The organism is unidentified bacterial endosymbiont (assembly GCF_918797525.1).
Lineage (GTDB): Bacteria > Pseudomonadota > Gammaproteobacteria > Enterobacterales > Enterobacteriaceae > Enterobacter.
This window is the reverse complement of sequence record NZ_OU963893.1, coordinates 4,348,774-4,363,377: the sequence shown is the minus strand read 5'-3', so window position 1 is coordinate 4,363,377 and position 14,604 is coordinate 4,348,774. Positions and strand designations below refer to the sequence as shown.

The window sequence follows — 14,604 nt, the reverse complement described above, 5'->3', positions numbered from 1 at the left end:
CGTCAAAGTTGCTTCACTATCCCCAGGCGTACGGCATAATCATTTTCATGGTTGCCGGCATTATTGATATAGGTTTTGTCCAGTGAAACCAGTTCAACGTAAGGCGTCCAGCCGTCGTCGAGGCTGTAATTGAACGCGACGGTATGCTCCCAGTAGGTGTCATCCCCGGTTCCCTGATCGACATTATCCTGCCAGCGAAAGCGTGGGTTGTAGGACATACCGAATTTGCCAATGTTATAAGCGAACCAAATGTCGAACTGGTGTGACTGGCGGCGGGTATACCCGCTGTCGTCTAATTCTTTGTCGCTGTGCGCATCATTGACGGTATTATAACGATAACGTGCGGAGAGGTTCAGACCGTTATCAAACGCTTTCCAGCCCTGAATGAAGGGGCGATAATGGGTATTACTGGCGGTGAATACCGTCACCATGCCCGGCGCAATGGCGAACCCATTGCCCAGAGCGAAGCGCCAGCGTGTTTCGATTTCCTGCGCCGCCTCAGTTAACCCCTTGTCGTCAGAATTATAGCGATCGGTATCACCAAAAAAGGTATCGTTGTGGTTTTGTGCGGCTTCAACGGAGAAGTAAAAACCGTTATCCGCCTGATGCATGACTTTAATACGTGAATCATTGACGTCTGAGCGCGTATTGTGACCAAAGCGCAGGTCGACGGACGATTTTCCGCACCATCCCTGTGTGCTTAATAATATTGCGCTGATACACGTTGCTTTAATAATTTTCTTTTTCATAATGTCCTGTCGAGGTTATTTAATTGGCAGGACTATTTTTATTTTGGCACGTTATGATGTAAAACTTATCGTCGTACATTTAGCGTATCGCTAAACATAAAAAAAGAGATACAGCATGCTGTATCTCCTGATGTTTATTCCTGCGTCCACCAGATGGCTTCAAAAGGACGCAATTGCCGCGTAACCGGGCGAGAGGGAACATCCTCATAGTTGCTAAGGGCTACCCGCCATGTTCCCTGTACCGGGTCCGGTTGCCACTGCTGGCGCTCGCGGCTGAGGTTCGCCACCACAACCAGCGTCTGCCCTTGCCACCGGCGACGGTAGCACCATAGATACGGGTGTTTCGGAAGCAAATCTTCATAGTCCCCCCACGTCAGCACTGGCAGGGTTTTACGCAGCCGAATCAATGATTGATAGGTGTAGAACACCGAATCCGCATCCTCCAGAGCCGCCCGGGCGTTGACCGATTCGTAGTTGTCGCAGACGCCAATCCAGGGCTCTCCCCCGCTAAAGCCTGCATTATGTGAAGCATCCCACTGCATCGGCGTACGGCTGTTATCGCGCGATTTACTCGCCAGGATCGCCAGTAATTCATCCGGATCGCGGCCGTTGGCCCGCAGTTCGGCGAACATATTCAGGCTCTCTACGTCGCGGTAATCGGTGATACGGCTGAAGTGCGGGTTGGTCATGCCAATCTCTTCACCCTGATAAATGTACGGCGTGCCCTGCATCCCGTGCAGCACCATGCCAAGCATCTTCGCCGCTGGCACACGATGTTCTCCTTCGTCGCCAAAGCGGGAGACGATGCGCGGCTGGTCGTGGTTACACCAGAACAGCGCATTCCACGCTTTGTTGTGCATTCCCTGCTGCCAGTGGCTGAAGAGGGTTTTCAGCGCCACATAGTCTGGCTTTGCCTGCGTCCATTTTTCGCCGCCAGGATAATCCACCTTCAGGTGGTGGAAGTTAAAGGTCATCGACAGTTCATTGCCGTCCAGCGAAGCGTATTGCTGGCAGTTTTCCAGCGACGTTGAGGACATTTCGCCCACCGTCATCAGCTTGCGCGGGGTGAAGACGTCGCGGCTCATCTCCTGGAGATATTCATGAACCCGCGGCCCGTCGGTGTAGAAGCGGCGGCCATCGCCCACGAAGTCATCCGGGAAATCCTGATCTTTCGAAATCAGGTTAATCACATCAAGACGTAACCCGTCGACGCCACGATCGGCCCAAAACTCGCATACCTTTTTTAGCTCGGCACGCACCTGCGGGTTCTCCCAGTTGAGATCGGCCTGCTCCGGAGCGAACAGATGCAGATAATACTGCTCGCTCTCGGCGTGCCAGCGCCAGGCGTTGCCGCCAAATTTAGAGCGCCAGTTGTTAGGCAATTGCTCAGGCGTGCCGTCGCGCCAGATGTAAAACTGACGGTACGGACTCTCTTTATTCAGGGATTCGCGGAACCAGGCATGCTGGGTCGAGGTATGGTTGAGGACCATATCCAGCACAATGCGGATGCCCCGGGCATGCGCTTCGGCGACCAGCTCGTCAAAATCATCCAGCGTGCCGTAGGCCGGATCGATGGCGGTGTAATTCGCCACGTCGTAACCGTTATCGACCTGCGGGGAGATGTAAAACGGCGTCAGCCAGATGGCGTCAATGCCGAGGGTGTGGAGATAATCCAGGCGCTGCGTCACGCCGCGTAAATCGCCGGTACCACGCCCGGTCGTGTCCTGGAAACTCTTCGGGTAAATCTGATAAATAACGCCGTTTTGCCACCAGTGAGGAAGGTTATTCATAGTGTGTTCCTGCAAATGCGAAGGGGCGCAATTGCGCCCCAAAGGAGAAGTTAAACAATCTGCAGCGTGCCCTGACGAAACTTACGCTGGTACACCACGGTGGTGAGCGCCATCGGCACGATAATCGCGATGGCCATCGCCAGGGAAAACACCTGCCAGAACGCGGGCTGAATGGAGAGGATCCCCGGCAAGCCGCCAACGCCGATGCCGTTCGCCATCACCCCGTACAGACCGCAGACCAGGCCCGCCAGGCCGGAGCCAACCATCGCGCAGAGCATCGGGAAGCGGTATTTCAGGTTGATGCCGTACATCGCCGGTTCGGTGACGCCAAGGTAGGCGGAGATGGCCGCCGGAACGGAAATTTCACGCTCGTTATGCTTGCGGCTAACCAGGATTATCCCGGTCACCGCAGACGCCTGGGCGATGTTAGACAGCGCGATGACGGGCCACACCGGCGTACCGCCGAGGCTTTGAATCATCTGCATATCTATCGCCAGGGTGGTCTGGTGTACGCCGGTAATGACCAGCGGTGCATACAGGAAGCCAAACAGGGCAGCGCCAACCGGTGCGAAGCTGCCGGTCATCAGGTGACGCACCGCAAAGGCCACGCCGTCGCCGATCATGCGGCCAAACGGGCCGATCAACGCATGGGCAAGGAAGACGGCAAGGATCAGCGAGCAGACCGGTACGACCACCAGATAAAGGTAATCCGGCACGATGCGTTTGAGGCGAGTCTCAATAAAGCCCAGCGCCAGACCGGCCAGCAGCGCGGGGATAACCTGCGCCTGATAGCCCACCTTAGCGATGGTAAACAGGCCAAAGTTCCATACGTCCGGGACCTGTTGACCCAGTAAGTAAGCGTTCATTAACTGCGGAGAGACCAGCGTGATGCCCAGTACAATACCCAGAATCGGCGTACCGCCCATTTTGCGTACCGCCGACCAGCAAATTCCGACCGGCAGATAGAAGAAGATCGCTTCGCCAATCAGCCACAGGAAATCGTAAATGCTTTGCAGGGCGGGATACATCTGCGCCAGCGTTTCACCGTCGCTCATCGGCACATCACCGATGACGTTACGGAAGCCTAAGATCAGGCCGCCGCTTATCAGCGCGGGCAGCAGCGGGAAGAAGATCTCGGCAAAGTGGGAGATCAACTGCTCATGCCATTTCATGTTCTGGCGCGCGGCTTTCTTCGCCTGTTCTTTATCGGCAGAAGAGTGCCCGGTCGTCGCCAGCAGAGCCTGATAGTAATCGCCCACTTCGGGACCAATAACAACCTGGAACTGGCCGGCGTTAGTGAAGCAGCCTTTCACCATTTTCAGTTCTTCAATGGCTTTCGGGTCGGCTTTGGCCGGATCGTTAAGCACAAAGCGCAGGCGAGTGATGCAATGGCTGACGGTGGCGATATTTTCGCGTCCGCCCACCAGGACGATCAACCGATCGATATCAGCTTGTTTGACTTTTTTCATCATGAAACCTCATGACTGGATTGATAGGGTTATGACCTGACAGTAAGCCTACCCTTTCAGCGTGACAGCGGAAATGGGAACGTTCCCGAAATCGGGCGAAGATCACATTAAACCGTTCAACGAGTTTATGAAAGGTGGGCGGGGATCACGATCTGGCGCGGCGCGGCACGTCCGGTGATCTGCTCGATCAACTGAGCGGCAGCCTGTCTGCCGGACTCGGCGTAGCCGGGATCGACGGTGATAATTTCCGGATGCAGGAACTTCATCAGCGGCGTGTTGCCAACGCTCGCGACCTGTAAGCCGTCGATACGTTGCTCCTGCAGATATTTTCCTGCACCCAGCGCCAGGGTATCGGTAGCGCACACCAGGGCGGTGGTCTGCGGGGTGAGCACGCTGGCGACCTGCTCGTAGCCCTGCTTCATCCCCAGGCCCGGCAGCGAGGCGACGGCAGGCAGGTTATGCTGTTTACAAAACGCCAGGTAGGCTTCATGACGTCGCTTGCCGGTCGTCACGTCGGCGTGCGGCACGCCCAGATAGCTAATGTGGCGATGGCCGTCATTGTACAGGCGTTGCATCAGGATAATAATTGCCCCTTTGTCGTCGTAACAGACGGAGGCAAAACCGCTGGCATCGCGCGCCAGCAGCACCAGCGAGGGCTGCCAGGGTTTGAGCATCTCTTCTTTGATGCCAGTAAAACCAAACAGCACCACACCGTCGATGTTGCGGCGCTGGAGCATACCCAGGTGCTCTTCCACCATTTGCGCTGAGAACTGGCTCTCCATCATGATCGGATCATAGCCTTGCGCGTAGAAGGCGGGCAGCATGGTCTGCACGGCGAGGTTCTCTGAGAGCGAATCCAGGCGTGAGACAATAATGGCCACCACTTTGTCGCTCTGCCCGCGCATGGCTCGCGCGGAGCGGGAAGGGGAAAAACCGTGCTGATTCATCACCGCCTCGACGCGCTCCCGCGTGCGTTCGCTGACACCGCTTTCGTTATTCAGCACCCGCGACACGGTGGATTTCCCCACACCGCTTAAACGCGCAATGTCTTTAATCGTAAGGCGGTTCTGCATGCTATATTCCCTGTAACAACGACAAAATGGTCAATAGAGCCTAATGCTTTAGCGTAATTCCGCTATGGGCAAAGTCTGGTTTACGTTTGGTTTATTTGTAAGGGGTTATCATACCGCCCGAAGCGCCATAAAGGGTACGCTAAAATCCGTATACTGCGCGGCGACACCCACTTTAACTTACCGGAGGCTTTATGGATCCCGATCCCACACCTCTTCTGAACAAGAGAGCACGTTCTTTCCGGTAAGCCAGCCTTTTGCTGTCTCACCGGCGTGAGGCAGTAGCGTTCTGACGTTCCTGCTTGAAACATTAAGTACCTGCCAGGTAAGGCGCTGCCACGCCTGCAGAAATTCTGCATCCGCTGTGCGGATGCGGGGGAATGACTATGCTAAAAAATATCACCCGGCAGCTGCAAATGCTGCTCAGCCGCCATCTTCCTCGTCGCCTGTTTGAGCGCGACCCGCTGCCCAACGCCAAAAATGTGACGGGCGCAGCCATTCCGTCATCCCTGGCCGAACGCTGCCTGAACGTGGCGGCGATGGATGAAAACGAAGTCTGGCGCGCTTTCGGTGGGCATCCGGAAGGGCTGAACGCCAGGGAAGTGGAAAAAATTCGCTTACTGCATGGCGATAACCACATTCCGGCGCAAAAGCCGTCGCCATGGTGGGTGCACCTGTGGCACTGCTACCGCAACCCGTTCAACCTGCTGTTGACCGTGCTCGGCGTTATCTCCTATGCCACCGAAGATCTGTTTGCCGCAGGGGTGATTGCCCTGATGGTGGGGATCTCCACGCTGCTGAATTTTATCCAGGAAGCACGCTCAACCAAAGCGGCGGATGCCCTGAAGGCGATGGTCAGCAATACGGCGACCGTCTCCCGGGTGATTAACGATCTCGGTGCAAATGCCTGGGTTGAACTGCCCATCGACCAGCTGGTGCCGGGCGATCTGGTTAAGCTTGCCGCCGGGGATATGATCCCGGCGGATCTTCGCATTATTCAGGCACGCGATCTGTTTGTCGCGCAGGCTTCGCTGACCGGGGAATCGCTGCCGGTCGAAAAAGTGGCGCGCAGCCGTAATCCACAGCAGATGAACCCGCTTGAGTGCGATACTTTGTGTTTTATGGGCACCACGGTGGTGAGCGGCACGGCGCAGGCCATCGTCATCGCCACCGGGGGCAATACCTGGTTTGGGCAGCTTGCCGGACGCGTGACCGGGCAGGAAAGCGAGCCGAATGCGTTCCAGAAAGGCATTGGCCGCGTCAGCATGCTGCTGATCCGCTTTATGATGGTGATGACGCCGATTGTGCTGCTGATCAATGGCTATACCAAAGGCGACTGGTGGGAAGCGGCGCTGTTCGCGCTCTCCGTGGCCGTTGGCTTAACGCCGGAAATGCTGCCGATGATTGTCACCTCCACGCTGGCACGCGGGGCGGTCAAGCTGTCAAAACAGAAAGTGATCGTCAAACACCTCGACGCTATTCAGAACTTTGGCGCGATGGATATCCTCTGTACCGATAAAACCGGCACCCTGACCCAGGATAAAATTGTACTGGAGAACCACACCGATATCGCCGGAAAAACCAGCGAGCGCGTGTTGCACACCGCCTGGCTTAACAGCCACTACCAGACCGGGCTGAAAAACCTGCTCGACGTCGCCGTGCTGGAAGGGGTAGATGAAGAGTCCGCCCACACTCTCTCTGGCCGCTGGCAAAAAGTGGATGAAATTCCGTTCGATTTTGAACGCCGTCGCATGTCGGTGGTGGTGAGCGAACAACCCGATGTGCATCAGTTGATCTGCAAAGGGGCGCTGCAGGAGATCCTCAATGTCTCGACCCATGCGCGTTACAACGGGAGTATCGTGCCGCTGGATGACGCTATGCTGCGCCGCATCAAACGCGTCACTGATAACCTGAACCGTCAGGGGCTACGCGTGGTGGCGGTCGCCAGTAAACCTCTGCCGGCACGCGCCGGAGATTATCAGCGTATTGATGAATGCGATTTAATTCTCGAAGGTTACATCGAATTCCTCGATCCGCCGAAAGAGACCACCGCACCCGCGTTGAAAGCACTGAAGGCGAGCGGAATCACCGTCAAAATCCTCACCGGCGACAGCGAGCTGGTGGCGGCCAAAGTGTGCCACGAAGTAGGGCTGGACGCGGGAAACGTGGTGGTGGGGAGCGACATAGAGCACCTCTTTGATGACGAACTGGCGAAACTGGCGCTGCACACCACGCTGTTTGCCCGCCTGACGCCGATGCATAAAGAACGTATCGTCACCTTACTGCGTCGCGAAGGGCACGTGGTTGGCTTTATGGGGGACGGCATCAACGATGCGCCCGCGCTGCGTGCGGCGGATATTGGCATCTCCGTTGACGGCGCGGTGGATATCGCCCGGGAAGCGGCGGATATTATCCTGCTGGAAAAAAGCCTGATGGTGCTGGAGGAGGGCGTGATCGAAGGACGCCGTACCTTCGCCAACATGCTGAAGTACATCAAAATGACCGCCAGCTCCAACTTCGGTAACGTCTTCAGCGTGCTGGTGGCGAGCGCGTTCCTGCCGTTCCTGCCGATGCTGCCGCTGCATCTGTTGATCCAGAATCTGATGTACGATATCTCTCAGGTGGCGATCCCGTTTGATAACGTGGATGATGAGCAGATCCAGAAGCCGCAGCGCTGGAACCCGTCCGATCTCGGGCGTTTTATGCTGTTCTTTGGCCCAATCAGCTCCATTTTTGACATTCTGACCTTTTGCCTGATGTGGTTTGTATTCCACGCCAACACGCCGGAGCACCAGACGCTGTTCCAGTCCGGCTGGTTCGTGGTCGGGCTGCTGTCGCAAACGTTGATTGTGCACATGATCCGCACCCGTCGTATTCCGTTTATTCAGAGCCGTGCCGCGTGGCCGCTGATTATCATGACCGGGATTGTGATGGCGCTGGGTATCGCGCTGCCGTTCTCGCCGCTGGCCAGCTACCTGCAGTTGCAGGCACTGCCGCTGAGCTACTTCCCGTGGCTGGTAGCGATCCTCGTGGGCTACATGGTGCTGACGCAAAAAGTGAAAGGGTTCTATGCACGCCGGTATGGGTGGCAGTGATAATGACAAATCCTCACCCCTCTGGGGAGGGTGAGGGATCTGGTTTTTCGCTCAAATTCAACAACCTGTGTTCGCCGTCATGCCATCTGCTTGACAACAAATTGAGCGAATGTTAACAGAATGTTTTGCTTATTTTCGGCCCGTCAAATAAGGAACATTCTTGTTACGTTAAGCCTCCTAAGCGCCGGGCTTCTGCTCGGCGCGTCCGCCTTTGTCGCTCCGGACGATAAAGAGATCGCCTTGATTCAAAAAGCGCTGGATAACGCGGCGAAAGTTCAGAATGAGGTGGTGATTGCGGCGGTGTATCCGCTGCTCAGAGCGACGCGAAATCTGTAGCGGACAACCAAAAAGGCAGCCGGGCTGCCTTGTTAACTTGAAAGCGGATTAGCGACGAACCGCAATCGCTTCGATTTCAATTTTCACGTCTTTTGGCAGACGCGCGACTTCCACGCAAGAGCGCGCCGGGAAAGTCGCGTTGTGCTCGTTGAAGAAGGCTTCATAAGTGGCGTTGACGGTCGCAAAATCGTTCAGATCTTTCACGAAAACGGTTGTTTTCACGATGTCGCCTACTTTCAGGCCAGCGGATTCCACAATAGCCTGCACGTTTTCCAGCGACTGGCGCGCCTGAGCCGCCACGTCTTCCGGCACGGTGCCGGTTTTCGGGTTTACCGGGATCTGACCTGACGTGATGATCATGCTGCCCAGATCAACGCCCTGAACGTAGGGACCGATAGCGGCTGGTGCATTTTCCGTCGCGAGTACTTTGCTCATGTTTTCTCCAGAATAACAGCGTTAAGAATGTTCCCGGCCATTATAACAGCCGGGATTTCATTACCAACCTCAATTAGTTGGCCAGCACCACATAATGAGAAAACTCCTTTTCACAGTATTTACATTTGAGCGCGATATCATTGGCGCGTTTTTTCACTGCAAAGCTGGAAGAAACCGGCTCGGCATGGCTGATACAGTTGCTGTTCGGGCAGACCAGCACGCTGTCGATACGTTCCGGCAGATTCGGACGCGATTTACCCACTACGTCATACTCGTCGATGCGGTTAACGGTGGCGTCCGGCGCGTACAGCGACAGCTGGTTAACCTGCTCGTCAGTCAGGAAGGTGTTCTCGATTTTGATCAGATCTTTGCGGCCCATCTCGGCCGATGGCAGGTTGAGGCCAATGGTGATGCGCTGGTCGGTCTCGGTCAGCTTGAACAGCGTCAGCAGCTTAAAGCCCACCTGCGCAGGGATGTGGTCAATCACGGTGCCACGTTTAATGGCTTCAACCTGGAGTTTGTTATCGTGTGTCATGGTCATTTCCCCTTACAGAGCCAATTCGCGATTCAGAACCAAAGCCAGTAACGCCTGGCGAGCAAAGATGCCATTTCCGGCCTGCTGGAAGTACCAGGCGTGCGGCGTTTTATCTACGTCGGTATGGATTTCATCGATACGCGGCAGCGGGTGCAGCACCTTCATGTTGCCGCGCGCACCGTCGAGATCGCTGGCGCGCAATATAAACTGGGCCTTCACGTTAGCGTATTCGGACGGATCCAGACGCTCTTTCTGAACGCGGGTCATATACAGAATATCCACGTTGCTCACCACCTCTTCGATACTGGCGTGCAGGCTCCACTGAATGCCTTTCTCATCCAGCATGTCGAGGATGTACTGCGGCATCGCCAGCGCGTCCGGGGCGATGAAGAAGAAGCGGTTGCCGTTAAATTTCGCCAGCGCCTGGGTCAGCGAGTGGACGGTGCGGCCATACTTCAGGTCACCTACCATGGCGATGTTGAGGTTCTCAAGCGTGCCCTGCGTCTCCTGAATGGTGAAGAGATCCAGCAGAGTCTGGGTCGGATGCTGGTTTGCGCCGTCGCCGGCATTTAGCACCGGAATACCGCCGGAAAACTCGGTCGCCAGACGCGCGGCGCCCTCCTGGGGGTGACGCATCACTATTGCATCCACGTAGGTGCTGATAACCGAAAGGGTATCCGCCAGCGTTTCCCCTTTTTTGCCCAGCGACGTATTACTGCTGTCTGAGAAGCCCACCACGCTGGCGCCCAGGCGATGCATGGCGGTTTCAAAGGAGAGGCGGGTACGGGTCGAGGCTTCGAAGAAGCAGCTCGCAATCACCTTGTGCTTGAGCAGCTCCGGTTGCGGATTGGCCTTCAGTTTTGCCGCGGTATCCAGAACCCGTTCCAGCTCTTCGCGGCTGAGGTCGTTTATGGAAATGATGTGTTTTTGATAAAGCGGATTCATGTTTATCTCCTGACGCCGGGCAAAAAAAAGCCCCTCAAATGAGGGGCTCTGGGAATAGGGTTATCAACGGGAAGAAAAACGGCAGGTCAGCGTCTGATTTCAGACGCGGTAAAACGTCATGTCGTACACGCTTGACCATGCTTCCTCCCGGCAAATTGTCGGGCATTATACCCACCCCGGTTATCCGATCAAGCGTTTTAATGCACACTTTACTCAAAGCAAACGGTTCTTTATGAATATTAATTCGTTCTGAGTAAATAATTAATTTGTTTATGCACCAGCGCGGTTCGCGTCACGACCCGGGGCGCAACCCAGACGATACTGCTTCCGGCCACCACGCCTAAAATTTCCGGCAACTGGTGATAATCCAGAATTCGCGCCACCGCGCGGCCATATCCGGCAACGGTATGGATAAGGATAAATTCGCTATTATGCTCCACGCTGACCACCATTTCGGAAACGGTACGCGCGGCGTCGGGAGCGGGGCGCAGTTGCGGATTCAGCGAATAAATCTTTAGCCCTTTGGCATTTCGAATTTTTATGACTCCGAGCAATTTGAGCAGACGCGAAACGGTAGACTGGCTGATGGTTTCAAATCCATGCTCCTGCAGGTCACGGCGGATTTCCTCCTGGGAGAGATAGCTCCTTTCCGCGATCAGACGCTGGCAGACCGTTAGCTGCAGCTGTTCTTTTGGCGAGTACTCACCATATTCCGTCATAACAATTTCCCATATAAGTGGCTGAAAAATGCCCGGCGGACCGGGCCTGCAACTTCAAATATTCACAACAACGCTCCCAGGCTCAACGCCGCCATAATCAACACGGTCAACATTCCCAGCAGCGGCGCCACCCATTTCAGATAACGCACGTAAGGCACGCGGGCGATAGCCAGCCCGCCCATCACGACGGCAGAAGTGGGAGTGACCAGGTTAACAATGCCGGAAGCCGACTGATACGCGGTAACCACCAGGTCGCGGTTGACGTTAGCGAAATCTGCAAGCGGTGCCATGATCGGCATCGTCAGAACGGCCAGGCCGGATGAAGAAGGTACAAGAAACGACAACACCACCTCCAGCCAGTACATGACGTTGATAAAGATTACCGTGGATAACCCGCTAACCAGCCCCTCGGCGCTATGCAAAATGGTGTGGGTAATCATGCCCTTATCCATAACCACCACGATACCGCGCGCAATGCCGATAATCAGCGCGACACCCAGCAAATCGCGCGCGCCGTTGATAAAGGTTGAGGTTAACTCCTCTTCGCTCATCCGCGCGATCAGGCCGACGATAATGGCAGCAGCAAGAAATACCGCCGAGATTTCCGCCATCCACCAGCCCAGTACCGCCACGCCATAGATCATCACCGCGAAGGCGAGGGCAAAAATAATCAAAATGATTTTGCGCACCGGCGTAAATTCGAGGCACTGTTCGCTTTTGTTGCCGAGGAAATGTGTCTGGTTCTCTTCCTGCTTATCCGCCACGATAGAGCGGGACGGATCCCGGCGGACATTGCGGGCATAGCGCATCACCCACCCCACGCAGATCAGCCAACCGATAACCAGTAACGCTACGCGCAGCATAATCCCGTTAGTAAAGGGGATCCCCGCCGCATTGGCGGCGATCACTGTGGCGAACGGGTTAATGGTGGAACCCAGCGTACCGATCCCCGCGCCAAGCAGCACGGTAGAGGCGGCTACTACCGGGTCGAAACGGGCGGCCAGCATCACCGGCACCAGTAAGGTATAGAACGGCAGCGACTCTTCAGCCATGCCGTAAATGGTACCGCCTGCGGCAAATAATCCCATCAGGATTGGGATCATCCACTCCTCCCGACCGCGTAAACGTGACATAACACGCTCGATCCCGGCGTCTATCGCCCCGGTGCGGGTGACGATCCCAAGAAAACCGCCGATTATCAAAACAAACAGCGACACATCAATGGCGCCCGCCTGGCCGGTGTCCGGATCGTACAGACCGGCAATCGGCGCCATCAGTATGGACACCACGCCCTGCGGATGCGCCGCCACGTGGGCGTATGTCCCGGCAACAGGAACCTCTTTACCGAGCGTTTCATTCATTGCCATATGGTATTGTCCGGCCGGAACAATCCAGGTGAGGGCCGCGACAATGATTATCAGAAAAAAGAGGATGGTGTAAGCGGAGGGAAACTTGAACTTGCCCATGATGTTCTCCTTGAACCCGGCGCACCCTGTGGCGCACCGGGCGGTGTTTAGTCGCCGAGTGTCGCCACCATGACCGCTTTTATGGTGTGCATGCGGTTTTCCGCTTCGTCAAAGACGATTGAGTTCGCTGATTCAAAGACCTCCTCCGTTACTTCCAGCCCTTTCAGACCGTAGGCCATCTCAATTTCGCGGCCCACTTTGGTGTGCTCGTTATGGAACGCGGGCAGGCAGTGCATGAACTTCACGTTCGGATTGCCGGTCGCTTTCATTACCTCTGCGTTGATTTGGTACGGCCACATCAGGCTGACGCGCTCGGCCCAGGCTTCTTTCGGCTCGCCCATAGAGACCCATACGTCGGTGTAGAGGAAATCCGTGCCGTGCACGCCTTCTGCCACGTCGTCGGTGAGCGTAATGCGCGCCCCGGTCTCTTTGGCGATGGAACGGCACTGTTCAACCAGCGCGGCTTCTGGCCAGAAGGATTTTGGCGCCACCAGGCGGATATCCATGCCCATTTTGGCCGCGCCGACCATCAGCGAGTTACCCATGTTGTTACGCGCGTCGCCCAGGTAGGCAAAGCTCAATTCCGGCAGCGTTTTGCCCGGCGCATGTTCCAGCATGGTCATCAGGTCGGCGAGAATTTGGGTAGGATGGAACTCGTCGGTCAGGCCGTTCCACACTGGAACGCCTGCGTACTCGCCCAGCTCTTCGACAATCGCCTGGCCGTAACCGCGATATTCAATGCCGTCATACATACGGCCCAGCACGCGTGCGGTGTCTTTCATCGACTCCTTATGGCCAATCTGCGAGCCGCTTGGGCCGAGATAAGTCACCTGTGCGCCCTGGTCAAATGCGCCAACTTCAAAGGCACAGCGGGTGCGGGTGGAGGTTTTTTCAAAAATCAGGGCAATGTTTTTACCGACCAGCGTTTGCTTTTCGCGCCCGGCTTTTTTAGCGGCTTTTAGCGCGATGGCGAGGTCAATAAGGTACTGGATCTCCGCCGGGGTGTAGTCCAGTAGTTTGAGGAAGTTGCGGTTTTTCAGGTTGATGGTCATGGGTAAATCCTTTTTGAAATAATACGTTATTGACGAATTAACGTGCCTTTATCGCCTGCCAGGATCTCCGCCCCGTCTACCAGCGCGCCGATCCCGGCGATGCCGTTGCAGGCTTCGACAAACTCGCGGCAGGCGGCCACTTTTGGACCCATCGATCCGGCATCGAACTGCATATCTTTGAGCAGCGCCGGCGTTACCTGCGCCAGCGGACGCTGCGTTGGTTTGCCCCAGTCGAGGTACACCGCGTCGGCATCGGTCAGGATCAGCAGGGCATCGGCTTCTATCTGGCGGGCGAGCAGTGCCGCAGAGAGGTCTTTGTCGATCACCGCCTCTATGCCGCAGTAACCACCGGCGCTCTGCACCACCGGCACCCCGCCGCCGCCGTTGCAAATCACCAGGTGATCGCGCTGGATAAGCGCGGTGATAGCATCACTCTCGATGATCCGTTTCGGCTGTGGCGAAGGCACCACGCGGCGGAAATAGCGGCCGTCGGCCCTGAACCGCCAGCCTTTTTCAGCCGCCAGAGCTTGTGATTGCGCTTCGTTGTAAACCGGCCCGATGTATTTAGTGGGTTGGGTAAATGCCGGGTCGGCAGCATCGACTTCCACCTGAGTGAGCAGGACGCTCACCTCGCGCTGGGGCAGGTTGTTTTTCAGCGCCTGCTGGAGCATGTAGCCGATCATGCCCTGGCTTTCTGCCCCGAGGATGTCGAGCGGATAGGGCGTGACCTTGTCGTAGGCGCTGTTTTGTAACGCCAGCAGCCCGACCTGCGGCCCGTTGCCGTGCACCAGCACCACGCGCCATTTTTCCGTCAGCCCGGCAATCGTACGTGCCGCTAACGCGATGTTTTGCCTCTGGGTCTCTGCTTCAAGCGATTCGCCGCGTTTGAGCAATGCGTTTCCACCGAGCGCCACAACCAGAGTGGGTTTTCTTTGCATAATGG

Annotated in this window: 14 protein-coding genes; 2 read left to right on the top strand and 12 right to left on the bottom strand. The window is 56.1% G+C overall.

The genetic code is table 11. The features are described from left to right. Positions 1-2: 2 nt before the first annotated feature. The 4 genes from NL510_RS20925 to treR all read right to left on the bottom strand — a co-directional run bounded on the left by NL510_RS20925 (position 3) and on the right by treR (position 5,081). The gene (locus NL510_RS20925; RefSeq protein ID WP_253380007.1) at positions 3-749 is read right to left on the bottom strand and encodes an oligogalacturonate-specific porin KdgM family protein; all 747 of its coding nucleotides are present in this window, start codon (positions 747-749) and stop codon (positions 3-5) included. Positions 750-883: 134 nt separating this feature from the next. Then, entirely contained in the window at positions 884-2,539 is a 1,656-nt protein-coding gene (gene treC / locus NL510_RS20920) for an alpha,alpha-phosphotrehalase (protein WP_253380005.1), read from the bottom strand. Positions 2,540-2,589: 50 nt separating this feature from the next. Continuing rightward, complete coding sequence (gene treB, locus NL510_RS20915; protein ID WP_253385047.1) at positions 2,590-4,008, bottom strand: PTS trehalose transporter subunit IIBC; 1,419 nt, start codon at positions 4,006-4,008, stop codon at positions 2,590-2,592. A gap of 125 nt (positions 4,009-4,133) precedes the next feature. Next, positions 4,134-5,081 (bottom strand): trehalose operon repressor TreR, encoded by a 948-nt coding sequence (treR, locus tag NL510_RS20910; protein WP_253380003.1) that lies wholly within the window; start codon positions 5,079-5,081, stop codon positions 4,134-4,136. A gap of 383 nt (positions 5,082-5,464) precedes the next feature. Here treR and mgtA point away from each other — a divergent pair, with 383 nt between their 5' ends. Both mgtA and NL510_RS20900 read left to right on the top strand, forming a co-directional pair. Further along, the gene (gene mgtA, locus NL510_RS20905) at positions 5,465-8,173 is read left to right on the top strand and encodes a magnesium-translocating P-type ATPase (protein WP_253380001.1); all 2,709 of its coding nucleotides are present in this window, start codon (positions 5,465-5,467) and stop codon (positions 8,171-8,173) included. Positions 8,174-8,293: 120 nt separating this feature from the next. Continuing rightward, entirely contained in the window at positions 8,294-8,509 is a 216-nt protein-coding gene (locus tag NL510_RS20900; protein ID WP_253379999.1) for a hypothetical protein, read from the top strand. A 48-nt stretch (positions 8,510-8,557) separates the two neighbouring features. Here the strand turns inward: NL510_RS20900 and ridA are convergent, their stop codons facing one another. The 8 genes from ridA to arcC form a co-directional block, all read right to left on the bottom strand. Continuing rightward, the gene (gene ridA / locus NL510_RS20895) at positions 8,558-8,944 is read right to left on the bottom strand and encodes a 2-iminobutanoate/2-iminopropanoate deaminase (RefSeq protein WP_253379997.1); all 387 of its coding nucleotides are present in this window, start codon (positions 8,942-8,944) and stop codon (positions 8,558-8,560) included. Between the two features lie 73 nt (positions 8,945-9,017). Then, positions 9,018-9,479, bottom strand: coding sequence for an aspartate carbamoyltransferase regulatory subunit (gene pyrI / locus NL510_RS20890; RefSeq protein ID WP_253379995.1), 462 nt, complete (start codon positions 9,477-9,479; stop codon positions 9,018-9,020). A gap of 12 nt (positions 9,480-9,491) precedes the next feature. Continuing rightward, positions 9,492-10,424, bottom strand: coding sequence for an aspartate carbamoyltransferase (pyrB, locus tag NL510_RS20885; RefSeq protein WP_253379993.1), 933 nt, complete (start codon positions 10,422-10,424; stop codon positions 9,492-9,494). A 34-nt stretch (positions 10,425-10,458) separates the two neighbouring features. Next, positions 10,459-10,563: a pyrBI operon leader peptide gene (locus tag NL510_RS20880; protein WP_253379991.1), complete on the bottom strand. Its 105-nt coding sequence runs from the start codon at positions 10,561-10,563 to the stop codon at positions 10,459-10,461. A 100-nt stretch (positions 10,564-10,663) separates the two neighbouring features. Then, entirely contained in the window at positions 10,664-11,143 is a 480-nt protein-coding gene (locus NL510_RS20875) for an arginine repressor (protein ID WP_253379989.1), read from the bottom strand. 62 nt (positions 11,144-11,205) lie between these two features. After that, a complete protein-coding gene (locus NL510_RS20870; RefSeq protein ID WP_253379987.1) occupies positions 11,206-12,609 on the bottom strand; it encodes a YfcC family protein in 1,404 nt (467 codons plus the stop codon). Positions 12,610-12,656: 47 nt separating this feature from the next. Continuing rightward, on the bottom strand, positions 12,657-13,661 hold the full coding sequence (gene argF / locus NL510_RS20865; RefSeq protein WP_253379985.1) for an ornithine carbamoyltransferase: 1,005 nt from the start codon (positions 13,659-13,661) through the stop codon (positions 12,657-12,659). 26 nt (positions 13,662-13,687) lie between these two features. After that, the gene (arcC, locus tag NL510_RS20860; RefSeq protein WP_253379983.1) at positions 13,688-14,599 is read right to left on the bottom strand and encodes a carbamate kinase; all 912 of its coding nucleotides are present in this window, start codon (positions 14,597-14,599) and stop codon (positions 13,688-13,690) included. Between the last annotated feature and the right edge of the window lie 5 nt (positions 14,600-14,604).